Below are 17,009 nucleotides of genomic sequence, written 5' to 3'. Positions count from 1 at the left end.
TCAGATCATCGTCGTCAGGCAGTATGAGGTCCTGACGTCAATGGCGCGGCAGCCGGTTTTCTATACCGATTATGACGTGCCTGATACGGTGATGGGGCGCTTCGAATTGTTGTCCGTGATGATGATCCTGTTCTTCCGCCGCACGCGGTCGTCGACCACAAGCGGTCAGGAACTCGCACAGGAAATCGTGGATGCGTTTTTCGAAGATATCGATTATTCGATCCGCGAGCTTGGGATAGGCGACAACAGCGTGCCGAAACGCATGAAGAAACTGGCCGGCATGTTCTATGGCCGGCTTGAAAGCTATGCGGCTGCCATGGATGGCAATGATCGCGTGGCGCTTGCCACGGCACTGCAGCGTAACATCTATCCGAAGGCGGGGCAGGCGGCGGCTTCCATGGCCGAGTTGGCCGGCTGGATGCTGACGGCGGAAGCGCATCTGGCGGCGGTAACCGAAGAGCAGATCGCCACGGGATCCGCGACGCTGCCGCAGCCGGCCAAACTCGACCGATAGCTCGGTTAGGAGAAGAAAAATGAAAAGACATGATTCCGACGAAACGCCATTTTCCTATCCGGTGAAGGTCGGCCATATTTCCGCCAATCCGGTGGACGTGCATATCGAAGCGGATGATCGCGAGCTTGCCGGGCTTGCCGCCCTTTGGGATGTGCTTTCGGTGGGCAAGCTCGAGGCAGATCTCAAGATCTCGCGCTGGAAGCGCGACGGCGTCCGCATCAAGGGCAATGTCAGGGCAAAGATCGTTCAGGCCTGCGTGGTGACGCTGGAGCCGGTCGAATCCGAGATCGACGAGGATTTCGAGCATATCTTCGTGCCCGAGGACTCCAAGCTGGCGCGCGCGCCCTCCATGGATACCGGCGAAATGGTGCTGGATCCGGACGGTCCGGATCTTCCGGAGACCTTTACCGGCGATACGATCGACGCCGGCGCGGTCGTTACGGAATTTGCCGCGCTTGCCATCGATCCTTATCCACGCAAGCCTGGCATCGAATTCGAAGCGCATATTGAAGACACCGGCGAAGATGACAGGAAACCTTCGCCCTTTGCCGTTCTGAAAGACTGGAAAAAGGAATAAGCCCCCGTGCCGACCGAGCACAATTCAGTTGTAACCGGGGGAGAAAACGGTATTTTGACGCCAAATTCGCCAGGCTGGTGGAGAAAAAGGACTAGGGACGCGTGATCAGAATTTCTCTTGACCTAATGGGTGGCGACTTTGGCCCAGAGGTTGTTGTTCCCGGCGCGGCCAAGGCGCTGGATAGGCATCCAGATATCACGTTCATCATGTACGGACAGAAGGATCGCTGCGAAGCGGTCCTCGCAAAATATCCAAAGCTTCGGGAAAAATCCGTCTTTCACGAGTGCGATGTCGCCATCAGCATGGATGAAAAGCCGAGCCAGGCATTGCGCCGTGGTCGTTATGTTTCCAGCATGTGGCGTTCGATCGAAGCCGTGAAGGTGGGCGAGGCCGATGTCGTCGTATCCGCCGGCAATACCGGCGCGCTGATGGCGATGGCAAAATTCTGTTTGCGCACCATGGCCAATATCGAGCGTCCGGCGATCGCCGCGATCTGGCCGACGCTGCGCGGCGAAAGCATCGTGCTGGATGTCGGAGCCACCATTGGCGCCGATGCGCAGCAGCTGCTCGATTTCGCCCTGATGGGCGGCGCCATGGCGCGCGCTCTCTTCGAGATCGAGCGCCCGACCGTCGGCTTGCTGAATGTCGGCGTCGAGGAAATCAAGGGCCAGGAAGACGTCAAGGATGCCGGCCGCCTGATCCGTGAAGCCAATCTCGAATCGCTGGAATATTCCGGCTTCGTCGAGGGCGACGATATCGGCAAGGGCACCGTCGACGTGGTTGTCACGGAAGGTTTTTCCGGCAATATCGCGCTGAAGGCGGCGGAAGGCACGGCAAAGCAGATCGGCGCCTATTTGCGCGCGGCCATGTCGCGCACGCTGCTGGCGCGCATCGGCTATGTCTTTGCCAAGGGTGCTTTCGACCTGCTGCGTGAAAAGCTCGATCCCAGCAAGGTCAATGGCGGTGTGTTCCTGGGCCTCAACGGCATCGTCATCAAAAGCCACGGCGGCGCGAATGCCGAAGCCTTCGCTGCCGCCGTCGATGTCGGCTACGATATGGCCAAGAATGGTCTCACGCAGAAAATCGAAAACGATTTGAAGAAATATCATGCCAAGCGGCTGCCCCCGATCGGGCCGGAAGCGGCATGAGCGACGGGGTAAACGTAGAATGATCCGTTCAATAGTCCGCGGTTTCGGGGCGGCGCTCCCCAAACGCGTCATGACCAATGCCGAGATGGAACAGATCGTCGACACGAGCGACGACTGGATTGTGCAGCGCTCGGGCATCCGCCAGCGTCATATCGCCGGTGAAGGCGAAACCACGGCGTCCCTGGGTGAACAGGCGGCACGCGCCGCTCTCGCCAACGCCGGTTTGACGCCGGATGATCTCGATCTGATCATCGTCGCCACCTCGACCCCAGACAATACCTTTCCGGCAACGGCGGTGAATATCCAGAACCGGCTTGGCATGCATCATGGCTTCGCCTTCGACGTCCAGGCCGTCTGCACCGGCTTCGTCTATGCGGTGACCACGGCTGACGCCTATATTCGCGGCGGCCTTGCCAAGCGCGTCCTCGTCATCGGCGCCGAGACATTTTCCCGCATCCTTAATTGGACCGACCGCACCACTTGCGTTCTCTTCGGTGACGGCGCCGGCGCGCTGATCCTGGAGGCAGGCGAGGGGAGCGGCGCCACGACCGATCGCGGCGTGCTGACGGCAAGCCTGCGCTCCGATGGCGCGCACGGGGACAAGCTCTATGTCGATGGCGGTCCTTCCACGACAGGCACGGTCGGTGTGCTGCACATGGCGGGCCGCGAAGTGTTCAAGCACGCCGTCGGCATGATTACCGATGTCATCCAGGCCGCTTTCGATGCGACGGGCACCGCGCCTGATGATCTGGATTGGCTGGTGCCGCATCAGGCCAATCGCCGTATCATCGACGCCTCGGCCAAGAAGCTTGGAATTGCTCCCGAGAAAGTTGTGGTTACCGTCGACCTTCATGGCAATACGTCTGCGGCATCGATCCCTCTTGCGCTCGCCGTTGCCGCCGGCGACGGTCGAATCAAGAAAGGCGATCTGGTGATGCTGGAGGCCATGGGCGGCGGCTTCACCTGGGGGGCGGTGCTGCTGCGTTGGTAGTGCCACATCTCTAAAAGCCGTTCCGAACAAGAGCTTGACCGCTCGTCGCAAGGGCAATAGTCTCGCAAGACTTGAAGAAGATTACGCATTGATATGGGCGGGGAGCTATGACGGGCAAGACAGTGACGCGCGCAGACCTGGCGGAGTCGGTATTCCGGAAAGTCGGTCTCTCCCGAACGGAGTCGGCGGAGCTCGTCGAGACGGTGATCGATGAAGTTTGCAACGCCATCGTGCGTGGCGAAACCGTGAAACTCTCCTCGTTCGCGACTTTTCAGGTGCGCGACAAGAATGAGCGTATCGGGCGCAATCCGAAGACCGGTGAGGAAGTACCGATCTCGCCACGGCGGGTCATGACTTTCAAGGCATCGAATGTCCTCAAGACCCGCATCTTGAAAGCGCATGCCAGCCGCAAGGCGAAGACCAAGCCGGCAAATCCTGCCTCCTGATCCATCCCAGAAAATCATATCGATATCGGCCGCATGCCTTGTTCTGCGGCCTTTTTGATGCGCTGTTGCCTGCCTTTCGGCGCTTGCCTGTGCAGCGGCTGAAGAGATGACTTGAATTTCCGCCGGCAAACCGTTGAAATATGGTGAGTCGCATCGCAGGAAAGTACGGATACCCACAGCTTCCTTTGCGTGATCCGACCCGAATGGCGCGCCCGCGCCCTGTAGGAGTAAGATGATGGACAAGAGCCCGGATGCATTTCGCACGATCAGCGAAGTCGCGGAAGACCTTGATCTGCCGCAGCATGTCCTACGGTTCTGGGAAACGCGGTTTCCGCAGATCAAGCCGATGAAGCGGGGCGGCGGCAGGCGCTACTATCGCCCCGAGGACGTCGACCTGCTGAATGGCATCCGCCATCTGCTCTATGATCACGGCTATACGATCAAGGGTGTTCAGAAACTTCTGAAGACCAACGGCAACAAGTTTGTCATCGCGGTCGGTCATGGCGATCTTGCCAGCGTCGAGGCGCTTGCCGCAGCGCAGGAGCCCGCGACCGTCGAACCCCGTGTCAGTTCCGGCAATGCCGAAGAGGATCAGATTGTCGGCCGCGCTAAGGCGCCCATCAGTCGTCGTTTCTTCAATTTCGTGAGCGGCGACGATGGCATGCCGGATGTTTCCATCGGCAAATCCAGTGTCGGCAAGGAAGATCGCGCCCTGCTGCAGGAAACGCTCTACGATCTTTTGGAATGCAAGCGTCTGCTCGATCAGGTGCGATAACTGAACCTGATCGCGTTGTGATCGTGCAGGACGTGTTGTCTTCCGGCGATGTGCATTGACAGTCAAATGTCGTCATGACTTGCGCGTCCCCTGGCTATGCAAGGATCGTAACTTCATTAGCCGCATAAATGAGCGTGATAATTTTGTCACGCCGGCCACTCTTCTGCGTTGTGACAATTAGTTCGCAAGGCTTATTAACTTGCCGTGGTGGTGCCACAGGTCCAGTTTGACGGTTGAAGCTTCTTTGCTTCGCCCTGTGTGAGGGGAACAGCCAGTCAGGCTATGGAGGGGCACGTTGCTGCCTGTCGGGAGACTCCATCCCTGATGGATAGTCGAATGGAGACACCATGAACATCAAGAGCCTTTTTCTTGGCTCCGCCGCTGCCATTGCCGCAGCGAGCGCCGCCCATGCCGCTGACGCTATTGTCGCCGCCGAACCCGAACCGCTCGAATATGTCCGTATCTGCGATGCGTACGGAACAGGCTATTTCTATATTCCCGGCACCGAAACCTGCCTGAAGATCGGCGGAAAGGTTCGTACGGAAGGCGAGTGGTATGATGCTTATAATCCGCGTAGCAGGGTCGGAACGCTCTGGCACGAGCGCGTGGAACTCAATGTCGATACGGCGACCGACACCGAATACGGCCCGCTGAAGACCAACACCATCTTCCGCTGGGAATGGAATGACGGTGGCGCGACCTCCTCCAAGCTGCTGTTTGCCAATATCAGCCTCGCTGGCTTCACGGTTGGCAAGCTCGACTCGCAGTTCAACCTCTATGCCGGTTATGCCGGCGATGTCATCAACGACGACGCGATCTATGACGGTCCCTACGAACTCAACCAGCTGACCTACAATTATGACGCAGGCAACGGCTTCACGGCTGTAATCTCGCTCGAAGACAGCTACTCCACCTCCGACGGCGAGGCATCTTACGGCGCCGGATGGTGGACGGATGACAAGTCCAACCATTACGCTCCCGACGTTGTTGCCGGTGCTGGTTACAAGGCCGGTAACTGGGGCTTCAAGATCGTCGGCGGCTATGACTCGATCGTCGAAGAGGGGGCGATCAAGGCTCGCATCGACGCCAAGTTCGGCGACGTGGAGGCCTTCCTGATGGGCGGCTGGAATACCGATGGCGACAAGCTCAACAAATATGCCGGCACCAACCAGGACGTCTCCGCTTGCACGACGTCAAGCGGTGCCGTCAATGCAGGCAAGTGCGGCTGGGGTGACTGGGCTGTCTGGGGCGGCGTCGCCGTGCCGATCAATGACAAGCTGAAGTGGAACCTGCAGCTCGCCTATACCGAATCCAAGATCTTCGAAGCGACCACCAATCTCAAGATCCACCCGGTCAAGGATTTCTTGATCGAGCCTGAATTGACCTACATGCACTACGACTTCATCAAGGACGACACGGTTGCCGGCATTCTCCGCTTCGAGCGGAATTTCTGATCCGGGATGACATGATCTCCACCACCCGCCTATATATACGCGGCTGAATGAAGAACGCCCTGTTGTCTGACAGGGCGTTCTTCATTTTCGGTTTTATCCTATTGAGTTGTTAAGCAAAATACCATCTTGGCGGGTACTTCCAGGCGCTTCCGCGGCCCTTCGGGTGCTATTTGCACGACTCTTGCTTGCTAAAGCTTACCGTTGGCTGTATTCCGCTTCCTCGGGACTATATCTTAAATTGCTGGAGGGAATATGCGTATACGTGCCACCGTGGCCGCGAGTCTCGTCGCCGTTGCCACTATTCTGTCGAGCTGCCAGACGCCGCAGGAATCTGCGATGAGTGCCGAAATGACCTGTCAATCGCAGGGGCTCCGCCCCGGCACGCAGCGCTACAATCGCTGCGTCGGCACGACCTATCAGGCCAATCGCGTCCAGGCGCAGCAGGCGGAAAATCAGGCTGCCGGACTTGCCGCTGCCGGGATCATCGGCGGCGTTCTCGTCGGCGCTGCCGTCAGCGATCATCACCATCGCGGCTATTATTACGACCGGCCTTATTACCGCCGCTGCTATCGCTGCTGGTAAGCTTGGCCGTCGCCAGCTACTCGAATTCATCCTCCGTCGGCTGACACCGACGGAGTTTTCGTTTCATGAGCAACCTATGCAATTCCAGGAAAAGTACACAGCGGTTTTCCGTCCGGAATTGCGTAAAGCAAAGAGTTAGAACGGTTCAGCGATTCCATGAAACGCTGAACCGTTCGTCGTCAGTATGGCGGGTTCGTCACCTGGCGGTTGACGAGCTTCAGGCTCCGGTCGGGTTGGATGATGTAGGTCTCCAGCACATACTCGCCCCACTGGTTGGTGAAACGATGCTGAAATTGCGAGCCGGGAGGCGATTTCGTCAACTTCATATGCGGTTGGCCGCCATAGGTGATGCTGCCGGGAATAGGCTGCAGCGGTTCGGCTGTCGTGCATGCGGCAAGCAACGGTGCGCACAGCATAAGCATTATAACGGGTTTCATCGCTTTGACCTTCCGCTCGCTTCGTATCCCCTGAGATCCGTCGCGCAATAAAGACGGAGGGCATCTATGAGTGTGGCTCCAAATCACTATATACAGATAATCACGGCATGCTCGGCAGCAAGGTTTTCACGCAGAAGTGCATGACGCTGTCGCCGGATTTCGAAGGAGTCGCATATGTTTACGATCGCCAGGTCGATAACTTCAGCGGGCCTTGGCCTTTTGCTGGCGGCCGGTATCGCCATGCCGGCCGGCGCCATCACCATGCCGGCCCTATCCGTGCCCGCACCCGTACAGTCGGACATTATTCAGGTGCATGATCATGGCCACGGCCATTGGCATCACCACAACCGGTGGGGCAGCGGCCATAGGCTGCATGGTAACGATAGTTATTATGACGACAATTCGGACAGCGGCGTGCTCTTCAAATCCTTCGTGACCGGCACGCTCTTCAGCGGGCAGCGCGCTCAAGGCTATTACGACGACGGTCATGCCCGCGCCTGCGCCAACCGTTATCGCTCCTACCGCGCCTCGGACAATACCTATCAGCCGAGTTATGGGCCGAGGCGGGAGTGCCGTTGAGCGCGCAACTTTTTCTGAGCAAGCCGCTACTTTTCGCTTGCGTCGGGAAACTCTAAACTCTAAACGAAACAAGCCGTTTCGGCAGGTCGGGGCGTAGCGCAGCCCGGTAGCGCACTTGACTGGGGGTCAAGGGGTCGCTGGTTCGAGTCCAGTCGCCCCGACCATTTATTTCCTTGAACTCCCAATCGAATTTCCAGAAAATCAGCTGCACCAGGACGGCGCTTGGCCGGTCCAGCGGCGCGCAAGGCCTTCGGAGACCATCTGGTCGCCGATCGAGCGGCCGGCGCGCATGGCGATGCGCAGCTTGCCGCCATTCCGGTCGTCCGGGCGGTTGCTGCCGGAAAGAACGAAGGTCCCGTCATTGAGGATGGCCTGCAGGCGCAGTTTCGCGGCCGCGGCCTTCTGTTTCTCGCCGGGGCAGCGAGCGGCATCCGCATCCGGCACGTCGATATCGGCCAGCTGAATCCTGACGCCGTTCTGCCAGAAGGTATTGCCATCAACTATGCAATTCGTTCCCGAACCGGGACCGCAAAACACGAAGCGGCCACCCGTCTGGGGCCGCAGGCTGGGGACTGGCCGTTCGATCGGTATCTTGCTGACCGGCAGTGCAACGGGAATGGCTACGGGTGGTACGGGCAGGGCCGATGCCGCGCGCGGCTCGGGGGTGATCGCTGCTGTCTTGATTTGCGGCTTGGCTGCCGGCACCGGCGCTTCCTGGGCCATATGCGGCATGCCGGCGACCGCGCCGGCATGGGCAAGCATTGTCGGCATTTCCTTGCGATGCTGATAGGCATAGATGCCGGCCACAGTTGCCAGGCCGACGACGCCCCACAGCCACATCGAATTGCCCGCCTTGGACTGCGGTTTGCGCCGCGTGCGTCGTTTCGCTTTCGCCATGGTATTGTCCCTTGATTGCGAGGGGATTATCGCCGCCATTTCTTACCGATCCGTTGGCTTGAACCGGATTTGCACACTCTGATGGGGAAAGGCTACTTCGCGGCTGCCGCCGCTGGCTTGAGTTTCACCGACATCGTCACCTGTCCGCTAATGGAAAGTCTTGTGCCACGGTTGTCGAGGTTGTTGAGCGAGCCATTGCTCGACATGGCGCTGATCTCGCAGGCGTCGGCAATGGTATCGAGCAGGGTCGCGCAACTGCTTGCGGCGATCTTGTAGAAGGATTTCAAGGCTTTCTCCTGTTGCTCCTCGCTATCGCCGTCCGCCACCGGATAGGAGATCGATATTCCGGATTGGACGGAAATATATCCCTCCGGAAGCTGGCGGGGGTTGCGCAGGGGAAGGTTCTGAAAATTCTGCGCAGGGGCGGGCAACGTCGTGCCGAAAAGCGCCATACCCAGGACAGTCGGGATCAAAAATCTGTTCATCGTCTTGCCTCCGTTTTCCCGCTTATCGCAGATGCGGATAAAGGCTTGGTGATGCGGTAACTTAAAATTGTAGTCCTGATGGGAGTTGCCGCTGTATTTGCGAATCAGGCGGGCGTCGAGGAGGCATGATTGCTGAAATGCTTTCTTGCCAACTTTGCGGGCAAAGCGCATAGTTCAGTCCTATCGTCGGATATGGTGCGGGTGACGGCGAGGTTCAGCGTGCTTCTGCCCGAAAGATGACGAGATGCACGAATGTTGGAAACTCCTATTCATCCGCGGGATTTGCCCCTGTTTTCAGACGATTTGGATCGTTTGGAGAAGGTGCTGGACACGGTTTGCAAAGATCGTGGCATGAACTCCCGCAGTCCGGAAGCCGAGCGCCTCGGGGCGCTGATCATCCAGCTTTATCGTCAGGGCGTGAAGGACGACGCAAAACTGCTTGCGCTCGCCAGGGCTTATTTCTGACGCAACCGCGTTTTTTTATGGCAACAATCTAATCGATTTAAGCTGATTTCACATAGCAGCAATGATGCTTTGTGCCTGTTCGAAGCGGACCTGCCTCCCTATATTTGCTGCGTTGCACAAAGAGATTCGATTTCTCGACGTCACTGATTTCTGGAAAGAAACAGTGCGCGCCTGCCGCAGCGGATGAAAAACGATCGCGGTAGGCGTGGATGGAAAGGTCTATAATGAATTTTAAAGTTCCGAGCCGGCTTCGCCGCTTGCTTGTTGATTCCGTGGAGCTGCCGCAGCTCAAATTTCCGATGACGCGGCCGCTGTCGCAGCCGCCGCGCCGCCGTATTTCCGCGCGGCTTGCGCCGCAGCGGCTGACGGAGGTTCTGTGGTTCGGCCGCAATCCCGGCGATCTGCGCATGCTCGAATATGTGCCACCGGGTGTCAGAGGCCCGATGCCGCTCGTCGTGGTCCTGCACGGCTGTCACCAGAATGCCGAGGATTTCGATCGCGCCAGCGGTTGGACTGCGCTGGCTCGCGCGCACGGCTTTGCCGTGCTCTATGCCGAGCAGAAAATGTCGAACAATCCCAACCTGTGTTTCAACTGGTTTCGTCCGAGCCTGGTAACGCGTGACCGCGGCGAGCTCGGTTCCATCCGCGAAATGATCGATTTCAGCCGCCGGCTGCACGATATCGATGACAGCAGGATTTTCGTCATGGGTCTATCGGCAGGCGGGGCCTTGTCGGCTGCGTTGCTGGCTACCTATCCTGAGCTGTTTGCCGCAGGCGCCATTATCGGCGGCCTGCCTTTCGGCGCCGCCCGCGATGCCATGTCGGCGCTCGACGTCATGAGGCGGGGCTCTACCCGTGCGGCCGAAAAATGGGGCGAGTTCGTTCGCGAAGCCTCCCCGGAGGCTACCCGCTATCCCGCGATCTCCATCTGGCACGGTGATGAGGATGAGGTGGTGTCTTTCGCCAATGCCGAGGCGTCGGTGGCGCAGTGGCTGGCCGCACATGAGCGCCCGCGCACCAAGGGCCGCCTGCGTCTTTTCGACGGCGGCGAGCGGCGCGAATGGCGTGACGATTACGGCAACATGATCCTGGAGCTCGTAACGCTGAACGATTTCGGGCATGGCCTGCCTGTCGGCTCTGCCGTCGAGGGCTGGGAGCCAGCCAACAACACGGAACGCTTCATCCTGCCCGCCGCGCTGTCGGCGCCGGAAGAACTCGTCAAAAGCTGGAAGTTGGCGGCCTGAAACACGCCGCATAAACGGTATGCGAGAGATCGGGATCTAAAGGAGATCGTGACGCGCTTTCGCCGTCAGTCGTCATTGGTGGCATTCAGGTTTTCCGGCCGAATGCCGTCATTCTCAGACCAATGCTTGAAGCGTATGCCGGGACCACCTGTCCCATCGCTGCCGCCGGCGAGGAAGACGACGCCGTGATTTTCCAGGATGGAACGGACCGTGGAAAGCGCCTTGAAATCGCTCGGGGTGCCGTCGATTTCCAATGCCTCAATCGTCGAAACCGGAAGCTTGCTCTCGTTGGCAAGCGCTTCCACCGTCAGTCCGAGCATGGCGCGTGCGCCGCGTAATTGCGCTGAAGTAATCATGGGTTAAGTCTATCGCATCGGCTCCAAAAGCGGAACTGGTTTCGGATAAAAATCGCGAGGAAGCTTAAAGAGCGGCCGCGCTCTTCCTTCTGCCTTCCACCATATCCGGCAACCCCGTATTTCCCTCCAATTCCAATAGCGCGGGAAGGGGGCGGCCGAGCAAATCGTGATAGATTTTCTCGGTCGCGTCAGCCATGCCGGCCAGCGTATAGCTGTCCTTACGGCGCCGCGCTTCGGCCGTAAGCGTTGCAAGCAGCATCGGATCGGCAAGGCGCGCCATCGCGGCCGCCAATGCTTCCGGGTCATCGCTATTGGGAACGATGTAACCATTCTTGCCATGTTCGAGCACCGTGCGCGCGCCACCGACATCGGCAAGCAGCAGCGGCTTGCCGGCGGCTGCAGCCTCAAGCATCACGTAGGACATTGCCTCATAGCGGCTCGGCATGACGACGGCGTCGAAGGCATCGATGGCGGTCACGCCCGGCACGCTGCCGTCAAGCCTCGCGCGGTCTTCGAGGCCCGCGGCCTTGATTCTTTCCTTAACGCTCTCAGCCAATTCGCCGATCCCGATCATCAAAAGATAGGCTTGGGGCATGTCCGCGGCTATTCGCGCAAAGGCCTCCACAAGGCGCTCCGGCGCCTTCTGTCGTGTCATCCGGCCGACGAAGCCGAAGAGGAGGGCGCCCTGCGGGATGTCGTATTTCTTGCGGATGGCCGCGCGCTGGCTGAGGGGAGGCGCGTTGACGCCGTTGACGACGACGCTCAGGCGCGCTTCGGGAATGCCGAGCGAGACGGCATGATTATATTCGTCCTGCGAAACGCAGACCAGGCGGTCCGTCAGCCAGGTGCCGAGAAAGCGCTCGATGCCGCCATAGATCAACCGTCCCTTGGCGCCGAGCGTCGGGTCCATGGTGCGGAAGGCATGCGGGGTGTAAAGGACCGGCACATGCCGTCCCGGCAGCCGCAGACGCGTCAGGGCGCCGGCCTTCGAGCTGTGGCCGTGGATCAGATCGAAGGGTCCATAAGTGTTTGCGATCTTGCGCAGCTGCCACCATGCCGTCAGATCCCAAGGGCCCGGCGCACGCCGCATGGCGAGGGGGGCGATATTGTCGACGCCGATACTCTCCAGCTCCGCGACGAAGGCAGGCTCGGCGCGCACCGGCGAATAGACGGCCGTCACCGAATGGCCACGATGCTGCATCGCCCGGCACAGGTCGAGAAAATGCCGCCCGGAGCCGCCGCCGCTCGGTTCGAGGACCTGCAGCAGCGACAGACGCTTGAGGTGGGTGCGGATATTCAAGGCGCTGCTTTCCTTCTGCCCAAGCTACGCTGGTACTTTTGCTCGAGGGCGCCGCAGCCCCAGACGATGCCGATCAACATGTAAAGATGACGCCAATGGTCGGTATCGATGACATTACCGATGCCGACATGGCCGAGAATGACGATCCAGGCGATCATCACGAAGGGCTGCCAGGGTCGTTCCCGCAGGAGGTTGCGAAAGCCGATATAGATGGTCCAGCAGATCATGCTGATCCAGGTAACGAAGCCGAGCCAGCCATATGTGGTCAGCGTCTTCAGCCAGGTATTGTGCTCGTCCTCGCGAAAGATCTGACCGAAGACCAGCGGTCCTATGCCAAGCGGCCGTTCCATCGACATCATGAAGCCGATGCTGTGGCGTTCGAAACGGCCGAGATGTCCGCCGTCATAGCTCTGCACGAGCTGCGTGCGCGTGGAGAACAGGTCGCTGACCTGCGGAAACTGCAGCGCGACGACCAGCAGCACGACCATCAGGATGATCGCCGTCAGCGACATCACGAGAATACGCAGCCGGAACCTATTGCTGCGATGCTTCAAAAGCATGCAGAAGATCAGCATCATCGAGGCGAATGCGAACAGCGCCCAGGCCGCGCGGGAGAAGGAGAGGAAGATACCGAAGGCCAGGACGAAGAGGCATATGCCCTTGATCGGAGCCTTCTTCAGGTCGCCGATCAGGATGCCGTGCATGAGGTAGATGCTCGGTGTCACCAGATAGGGGCCGAAGACGTTGGGATCCTGAAAGGCGCCCATGGCGCGGTCGTAGCGAGTGAAGATATCGAAACCCGGCACGGCGTGGAAATAGCCAAGGATGCCGAGGCTCGCGGTGATCAGCGCCGCCACCACCCATGTGTTGAAGATCAGCTTCAGCCGTCTTTCGCTATCTTCGACGATGGCCGCATAGAAGACGGAGCTCAGCGCCAGAAAGGTGGATACGGCGATATAGATCGGACCGTCCAGATGGTTGCCGGCGGTAAGATCGTGCATCTGCGTGATCGAGAGCATGCCGCCGACGTTGAATGCCAGGAACAGAGCCAGAAGCGGCGCAATGCTCCGCGATATCTTCAGCCCGAGGACGAACCACGTGCCGATGAGAAAGGCGAGCCACAGCTCGTAAGGTGCCGGCTCGGCGATCACGAAGCCGGAGAGAAACACGCCGACTGCGACGCTCGCCGTGCCCACAAGCCGCATTGCGGCAAGCTGCGGCTGCGCGACGCCGGGCGATGGGAGGTCGATCGCGCTCAATAGGCGTTTTCCGTATTGAGCAGGCGGAACGGCGTCAGGAACAGGATCTTCAGATCGAACAGTAGCGACCAGTTCTCGATATAGTAGAGATCATAGGCCGTGCGGAACTTGATCTTGTCGTCGCTGTCGATCTCGCCGCGCCAGCCGTTGATCTGCGCCCAGCCGGTCACGCCGGGCTTGACGCGATGGCGCGCGAAATAGCCTTCGACGACATCCGCATAGGTGCGGTTATGGCTGGCGGCAAGCACAGCATGCGGCCGTGGACCGACGAGAGAGAGGCTGCCGAGCAGCACGTTGAAAAGTTGCGGCAACTCATCGATCGACGTCTTGCGGATGAAGCGTCCGACGGGGGTGACGCGCGGATCGTTCTTGGTCACGGCGTTGCGCGCCGTCGGATCGCTCATATGCGTATACATGGAGCGGAACTTGAAGACCTTGATGATCTCGTTGTTGAAGCCGTGGCGCTTCTGCATGAAGAAGACCGGCCCCTTCGAGGTCATCTTCACGGCGATTGCGGCCCCCAGCATCACCGGCCAGAGCAGGGCGAGTGCCACCAGGCTGAAGAAGACGTCGAAGATGCGCTTGGCAACGCCGTCCCAATCGCGGATCGGCTTATTGAAGATGTCGAGCATCGGCACGGCACCGACATGCGAATAGGCGCGCGGGCGGAAGCGCAGCTTGTTGGCGTGTGCGGCCAGGCGAATGTCGACGGGCAGCACCCACAGCATCTTGAGTAGCTGCAGGATACGCTCTTCGGCACTGATCGGAAGCGCGATGATCAGCATGTCGACGCGCACGAGACGGGCGAATTCAACGAGTTCCATCACCGTCCCCAGCTTGGGATAGCCGGCGACCATGACGGGTGAACGCTTTTCGCCGCGATCATCGAAGATGCCGCAGATGCGGATATCGTTGTCGGGCTGGTTTTCCAGTGCGCGGATGAGTTCCTTGGCGGGTTCGCCGCCGCCGATGATCACGGCGCGTCTTTCCATAAGGCCGTTGCGGGCCCAATTGCGAATGCCGTAGGCGAAAAGCAGCCGGGCGATGAGCAGGAGACCCGCGCCCGCCGCGAGCCACAGGCCGAGAAGGTGGAACGAGTAGATATTGTTGATGTCGAACGGGATAAGCGCGATGGCCGTGACCGCAAATGCGGCAGCCCACGATCCGAGTATCCGGTGCAGGAAATGATGCGGCGCGCGTAATATCGGTATCTGATAGGCGTCGGCGATCTGCAGAAACACGATGGCGAGACCGCTGAGCGCGATGGTCACGGCAGCCTTCGACACGAACGGATGACTGTCTGCCGCCGTTCCGAAAAGGAGGGTTGCGAGCCCGAGGGCAAGCAATGACAGGAACTCGAACAGCCGGTACTGCCCCACGATGATCGCGGGAGACTGATTGGTTTCGCGAAACTGTTCGGCGATTTGCCGGGCATAGGCATTCAAGCTGCTCGGATGGTCGCTGCGCGGCTCTTCGACATCGCGGGTGCGGATTTCCGAAACCTGCTTGCGAATATTGTCCAAGTTAAATTGCTCGGACTTCTCAGTAGTGTTCATGGCAATTTATCCGGTCGTTACCGGAAAAGGCCTATCAGATATCAGCTAAGAAACACTTACAACACTAGCTTGTATTCTAAACGTCGGCGTCTATGCCAAGTATATTTTGATACAGGTGCAGAGTATCCCGCGCCATGGCCGAAGCCGAAAAGTTTACACGGATTGTTTCGATATGGGGCATGTTGCGGTGGCCGAACTCAGGCTCGCTGATCGCCTCGGCCATCACGCGCGCGAGGTCGTCAGCGTCGTCCGGCTTGGCGAGGGCCGGGCTGTTTTCGCCGAGCGCTTCCGGAATGCCGCCGACGCGAGAGGCGATGACGGTCTTTCCGGCTGCAAGCGCCTCCAGGACGATATAGGGCATGGCTTCGGCGCGGGAGGGAACGATGACGTTCTGCGACACGGTAAAGGCCTCCTGGACGCGCATGGCCGGAAGCATGCCTATGCGATGGCCAAGACCGCGCTCGGTCATCATCCTCTGATACTTGTCTCTGTCCGGCCCGTCACCGATCATCAATGCCGAAAGCGGTCTGCCGATCCGTCGTTCTGCCCTCGCAAAGGCGTCCACGAACAGATCGGGACCTTTGAGGTCCCGCAGCATGCCGATGTAGACGAAATGCACCGAGTCCGATCGTGTCGGCACACTGCGGAAATCGCGCTCGCTGATACCGTTGTAGATCATCACGGAGCGGGTGCGCGGCTTGCCGATCTTCCTCTCGTAGGTGCGCCGTTCGAAATCGCAGATGAAGATCAGCCCGTCGGTCACGAATTCCAGCATGCGTTCCATGCTATGCACCAGCATGCCCTGCAGCGAGGCGCGGGGAAAGTGCAGGCTGCCGCCATGCGCGGTATAGAGGCGGGCTACGCGATACCTGTTGACCCGCAGGATCGAGCCGAGAACGCGCGCAAGCAGGCCACCCTTGGCGCCGTGCCCATGCAGCACGTCCGGCCGCAAACTTCTGATTTCCTTGTAACTGCTCCAAAGCGTCGCGGTATCCGACAGGCTGATCTGCCGCCGGATCGGCAGCCGGATCACGCCAAGCGCCAGGAAGGGCGTGATGTCGCTGAACAGGCGGTCCTCATGCTCACCGCCCGTAAGGCTGTCGCAAAGGATGCCGACCTGGTGCCCTGCCTTGCTCTGCTCTTCCACCAGATCGCGGACATGGCGGAAAATCCCGCCGACCGGTGACCTGAAGCAATGGAGGATGCGAAGTGGTCTGGCCATGAGCGGGTGCGGTTAGAATAACCGCTCTCTGACATAGATCGTGTCGCCTGCCAGTACCGGATCCGAAATACCGACCCGTCCCGTCATGACATGACCGTTGATCTTGCGGGTGACATCGGCGTTGGACTGGTTGGCCCGACTGGTGAAGCCGCCGGCAACCGCAATGGCGTTTTGGATGGTCATGCCTGGCACGTAGGAATATTGGCCGGGCTGGCCGACTTCGCCCATGATATAGACCGAGCGATAGCGGTCGATGTCGATGGTCACGTCGGGATCGCGGATATAGCCCTGGCGGAGCTTCTGCGCGATCTGGCCGGAGAGTTGCTGCAAGGTCCTGCCGCGGGCAGGAACCTGGCCGACCAGCGGAAAGGCAATGTAGCCCGCCTGGTCGATCGTATAGGTATTGGTCAATCCCGGCTGGTCGAACACCGTCACGCGCAGCCGGTCGCCGCTGTCAAGCGCATAGGGCTGAATGGTGGCCTCGTTGAAGGCTTTCGGCGCAGGCTGATAGGTATTGCAGCCGGTAAGCGCGGCGCTCACGGCTGCCACGCCAAGTGCCAGGAAGATCTTTGGCTTTGCGAAGGGCATTTCGCGCTCATAAGAAAGGGAAAACACTGTCGTCGTTATCAATCCCTTAGGGTTAACGGTCGGTAAAGAGCAAAAGGAATTCCGGCAAAAATTTAGTGAAGTCAAAAATAACCCAAGCGAAATACTATTAACGC

20 protein-coding genes and 1 tRNA gene are annotated in these 17,009 nt (G+C 59.3%); 12 read left to right on the top strand and 9 right to left on the bottom strand.

The features are described 5' to 3' along the window. From ACPYOP_RS07760 to ACPYOP_RS07725, 8 genes are all read left to right on the top strand, one after another. Nucleotides 1-514: ubiquinol-cytochrome C chaperone family protein (locus tag ACPYOP_RS07760; RefSeq protein WP_481409796.1), on the top strand; the 514-nt coding region annotated here is incomplete at its 5' end. A gap of 19 nt (nucleotides 515-533) precedes the next feature. Next, a complete protein-coding gene (locus ACPYOP_RS07755; RefSeq protein ID WP_481409795.1) occupies nucleotides 534-1,091 on the top strand; it encodes a YceD family protein in 558 nt (185 codons plus the stop codon). Nucleotides 1,092-1,192: 101 nt separating this feature from the next. Beyond that, a complete protein-coding gene (gene plsX / locus ACPYOP_RS07750) occupies nucleotides 1,193-2,239 on the top strand; it encodes a phosphate acyltransferase PlsX (RefSeq protein ID WP_481409794.1) in 1,047 nt (348 codons plus the stop codon). 19 nt (nucleotides 2,240-2,258) lie between these two features. Beyond that, nucleotides 2,259-3,230, top strand: coding sequence for a beta-ketoacyl-ACP synthase III (locus tag ACPYOP_RS07745; RefSeq protein ID WP_481409793.1), 972 nt, complete (start codon nucleotides 2,259-2,261; stop codon nucleotides 3,228-3,230). Nucleotides 3,231-3,337: 107 nt separating this feature from the next. Continuing rightward, on the top strand, nucleotides 3,338-3,676 hold the full coding sequence (locus ACPYOP_RS07740; RefSeq protein WP_120663541.1) for an integration host factor subunit alpha: 339 nt from the start codon (nucleotides 3,338-3,340) through the stop codon (nucleotides 3,674-3,676). 235 nt (nucleotides 3,677-3,911) lie between these two features. Beyond that, complete coding sequence (locus ACPYOP_RS07735) at nucleotides 3,912-4,451, top strand: MerR family transcriptional regulator (protein WP_481409792.1); 540 nt, start codon at nucleotides 3,912-3,914, stop codon at nucleotides 4,449-4,451. 347 nt (nucleotides 4,452-4,798) lie between these two features. Further along, nucleotides 4,799-5,905, top strand: a complete 1,107-nt coding sequence (locus tag ACPYOP_RS07730; RefSeq protein WP_481409791.1) for a porin — start codon at nucleotides 4,799-4,801, stop codon at nucleotides 5,903-5,905. Between the two features lie 252 nt (nucleotides 5,906-6,157). Further along, nucleotides 6,158-6,487, top strand: a complete 330-nt coding sequence (locus tag ACPYOP_RS07725) for a hypothetical protein (RefSeq protein WP_481409790.1) — start codon at nucleotides 6,158-6,160, stop codon at nucleotides 6,485-6,487. A gap of 179 nt (nucleotides 6,488-6,666) precedes the next feature. Here ACPYOP_RS07725 and ACPYOP_RS07720 read toward each other — a convergent pair whose 3' ends face one another. Then, on the bottom strand, nucleotides 6,667-6,924 hold the full coding sequence (locus ACPYOP_RS07720; RefSeq protein WP_481409789.1) for a hypothetical protein: 258 nt from the start codon (nucleotides 6,922-6,924) through the stop codon (nucleotides 6,667-6,669). Between the two features lie 174 nt (nucleotides 6,925-7,098). On the opposite strand from ACPYOP_RS07720, the gene ACPYOP_RS07715 reads away from it, so the two are divergent. Both ACPYOP_RS07715 and ACPYOP_RS07710 read left to right on the top strand, forming a co-directional pair. Then, nucleotides 7,099-7,503, top strand: a complete 405-nt coding sequence (locus ACPYOP_RS07715; protein WP_481409788.1) for a BA14K family protein — start codon at nucleotides 7,099-7,101, stop codon at nucleotides 7,501-7,503. 87 nt (nucleotides 7,504-7,590) lie between these two features. Then, nucleotides 7,591-7,667: transfer RNA gene (locus tag ACPYOP_RS07710), tRNA-Pro, on the top strand. Between the two features lie 37 nt (nucleotides 7,668-7,704). Here ACPYOP_RS07710 and ACPYOP_RS07705 read toward each other — a convergent pair. Together ACPYOP_RS07705 and ACPYOP_RS07700 are read right to left on the bottom strand one after the other, a co-directional pair. Beyond that, nucleotides 7,705-8,400 (bottom strand): thermonuclease family protein, encoded by a 696-nt coding sequence (locus ACPYOP_RS07705; protein ID WP_481409787.1) that lies wholly within the window; start codon nucleotides 8,398-8,400, stop codon nucleotides 7,705-7,707. Nucleotides 8,401-8,492: 92 nt separating this feature from the next. Then, complete coding sequence (locus tag ACPYOP_RS07700) at nucleotides 8,493-9,056, bottom strand: hypothetical protein (RefSeq protein WP_481409786.1); 564 nt, start codon at nucleotides 9,054-9,056, stop codon at nucleotides 8,493-8,495. 81 nt (nucleotides 9,057-9,137) lie between these two features. Here ACPYOP_RS07700 and ACPYOP_RS07695 point away from each other — a divergent pair, with 81 nt between their 5' ends. Together ACPYOP_RS07695 and ACPYOP_RS07690 are read left to right on the top strand one after the other, a co-directional pair. After that, on the top strand, nucleotides 9,138-9,350 hold the full coding sequence (locus ACPYOP_RS07695) for a hypothetical protein (protein WP_112344167.1): 213 nt from the start codon (nucleotides 9,138-9,140) through the stop codon (nucleotides 9,348-9,350). A 224-nt stretch (nucleotides 9,351-9,574) separates the two neighbouring features. Then, nucleotides 9,575-10,594 carry an extracellular catalytic domain type 1 short-chain-length polyhydroxyalkanoate depolymerase gene (locus ACPYOP_RS07690; protein WP_481409785.1) on the top strand — a complete coding sequence of 340 codons (1,020 nt, stop codon included), beginning with the start codon at nucleotides 9,575-9,577 and terminating at the stop codon, nucleotides 10,592-10,594. 65 nt (nucleotides 10,595-10,659) lie between these two features. On the opposite strand, the gene ACPYOP_RS07685 is transcribed toward ACPYOP_RS07690, so the two are convergent. The 6 genes from ACPYOP_RS07685 to ACPYOP_RS07660 all read right to left on the bottom strand — a co-directional run bounded on the left by ACPYOP_RS07685 (nucleotide 10,660) and on the right by ACPYOP_RS07660 (nucleotide 16,875). Then, entirely contained in the window at nucleotides 10,660-10,950 is a 291-nt protein-coding gene (locus ACPYOP_RS07685; protein ID WP_481409784.1) for a helix-turn-helix domain-containing protein, read from the bottom strand. 64 nt (nucleotides 10,951-11,014) lie between these two features. Further along, nucleotides 11,015-12,250 carry a glycosyltransferase family 4 protein gene (locus ACPYOP_RS07680; protein WP_481409783.1) on the bottom strand — a complete coding sequence of 412 codons (1,236 nt, stop codon included), beginning with the start codon at nucleotides 12,248-12,250 and terminating at the stop codon, nucleotides 11,015-11,017. Beyond that, nucleotides 12,247-13,509, bottom strand: a complete 1,263-nt coding sequence (locus ACPYOP_RS07675; RefSeq protein WP_481409782.1) for an O-antigen ligase family protein — start codon at nucleotides 13,507-13,509, stop codon at nucleotides 12,247-12,249. The genes ACPYOP_RS07680 and ACPYOP_RS07675 overlap by 4 nt, the downstream gene beginning before the upstream one ends. Further along, on the bottom strand, nucleotides 13,506-15,065 hold the full coding sequence (locus tag ACPYOP_RS07670; protein ID WP_481409781.1) for an undecaprenyl-phosphate glucose phosphotransferase: 1,560 nt from the start codon (nucleotides 15,063-15,065) through the stop codon (nucleotides 13,506-13,508). The genes ACPYOP_RS07675 and ACPYOP_RS07670 overlap by 4 nt, the downstream gene beginning before the upstream one ends. A 76-nt stretch (nucleotides 15,066-15,141) precedes the next feature. Further along, a complete protein-coding gene (locus ACPYOP_RS07665; protein ID WP_481409780.1) occupies nucleotides 15,142-16,287 on the bottom strand; it encodes a glycosyltransferase family 4 protein in 1,146 nt (381 codons plus the stop codon). Nucleotides 16,288-16,299: 12 nt separating this feature from the next. After that, entirely contained in the window at nucleotides 16,300-16,875 is a 576-nt protein-coding gene (locus ACPYOP_RS07660; protein WP_481409779.1) for a polysaccharide biosynthesis/export family protein, read from the bottom strand. Between the last annotated feature and the right edge of the window lie 134 nt (nucleotides 16,876-17,009).

This window comes from Rhizobium sp. KNZ2-6A (genome assembly GCF_056755475.1).
Note: the sequence above shows the minus strand (reverse complement) of the source record. Positions and strands in the feature narration are given on the sequence as shown.

Excerpts from the sequence above, each read along its gene's own strand:
- ACPYOP_RS07735 (WP_481409792.1), top strand. The coding sequence starts at position 3,912 with ATGGACAAGAGCCCGGATGCATTTCGCACGATCAGCGAAGTCGCGGAA.
- ACPYOP_RS07670 (WP_481409781.1), bottom strand. The coding sequence starts at position 15,065 with ATGAACACTACTGAGAAGTCCGAGCAATTTAACTTGGACAATATTCGC.
- ACPYOP_RS07690 (WP_481409785.1), top strand. The coding sequence starts at position 9,575 with ATGAATTTTAAAGTTCCGAGCCGGCTTCGCCGCTTGCTTGTTGATTCC.
- ACPYOP_RS07665 (WP_481409780.1), bottom strand. The coding sequence starts at position 16,287 with ATGGCCAGACCACTTCGCATCCTCCATTGCTTCAGGTCACCGGTCGGC.
- ACPYOP_RS07730 (WP_481409791.1), top strand. The coding sequence starts at position 4,799 with ATGAACATCAAGAGCCTTTTTCTTGGCTCCGCCGCTGCCATTGCCGCA.
- ACPYOP_RS07705 (WP_481409787.1), bottom strand. The coding sequence starts at position 8,400 with ATGGCGAAAGCGAAACGACGCACGCGGCGCAAACCGCAGTCCAAGGCG.
- ACPYOP_RS07720 (WP_481409789.1), bottom strand. The coding sequence starts at position 6,924 with ATGAAACCCGTTATAATGCTTATGCTGTGCGCACCGTTGCTTGCCGCA.
- ACPYOP_RS07685 (WP_481409784.1), bottom strand. The coding sequence starts at position 10,950 with ATGATTACTTCAGCGCAATTACGCGGCGCACGCGCCATGCTCGGACTG.
- ACPYOP_RS07725 (WP_481409790.1), top strand. The coding sequence starts at position 6,158 with ATGCGTATACGTGCCACCGTGGCCGCGAGTCTCGTCGCCGTTGCCACT.
- ACPYOP_RS07700 (WP_481409786.1), bottom strand. The coding sequence starts at position 9,056 with ATGCGCTTTGCCCGCAAAGTTGGCAAGAAAGCATTTCAGCAATCATGC.
- ACPYOP_RS07740 (WP_120663541.1), top strand. The coding sequence starts at position 3,338 with ATGACGGGCAAGACAGTGACGCGCGCAGACCTGGCGGAGTCGGTATTC.
- ACPYOP_RS07755 (WP_481409795.1), top strand. The coding sequence starts at position 534 with ATGAAAAGACATGATTCCGACGAAACGCCATTTTCCTATCCGGTGAAG.
- ACPYOP_RS07695 (WP_112344167.1), top strand. The coding sequence starts at position 9,138 with ATGTTGGAAACTCCTATTCATCCGCGGGATTTGCCCCTGTTTTCAGAC.
- ACPYOP_RS07745 (WP_481409793.1), top strand. The coding sequence starts at position 2,259 with ATGATCCGTTCAATAGTCCGCGGTTTCGGGGCGGCGCTCCCCAAACGC.
- ACPYOP_RS07715 (WP_481409788.1), top strand. The coding sequence starts at position 7,099 with ATGTTTACGATCGCCAGGTCGATAACTTCAGCGGGCCTTGGCCTTTTG.
- ACPYOP_RS07660 (WP_481409779.1), bottom strand. The coding sequence starts at position 16,875 with ATGCCCTTCGCAAAGCCAAAGATCTTCCTGGCACTTGGCGTGGCAGCC.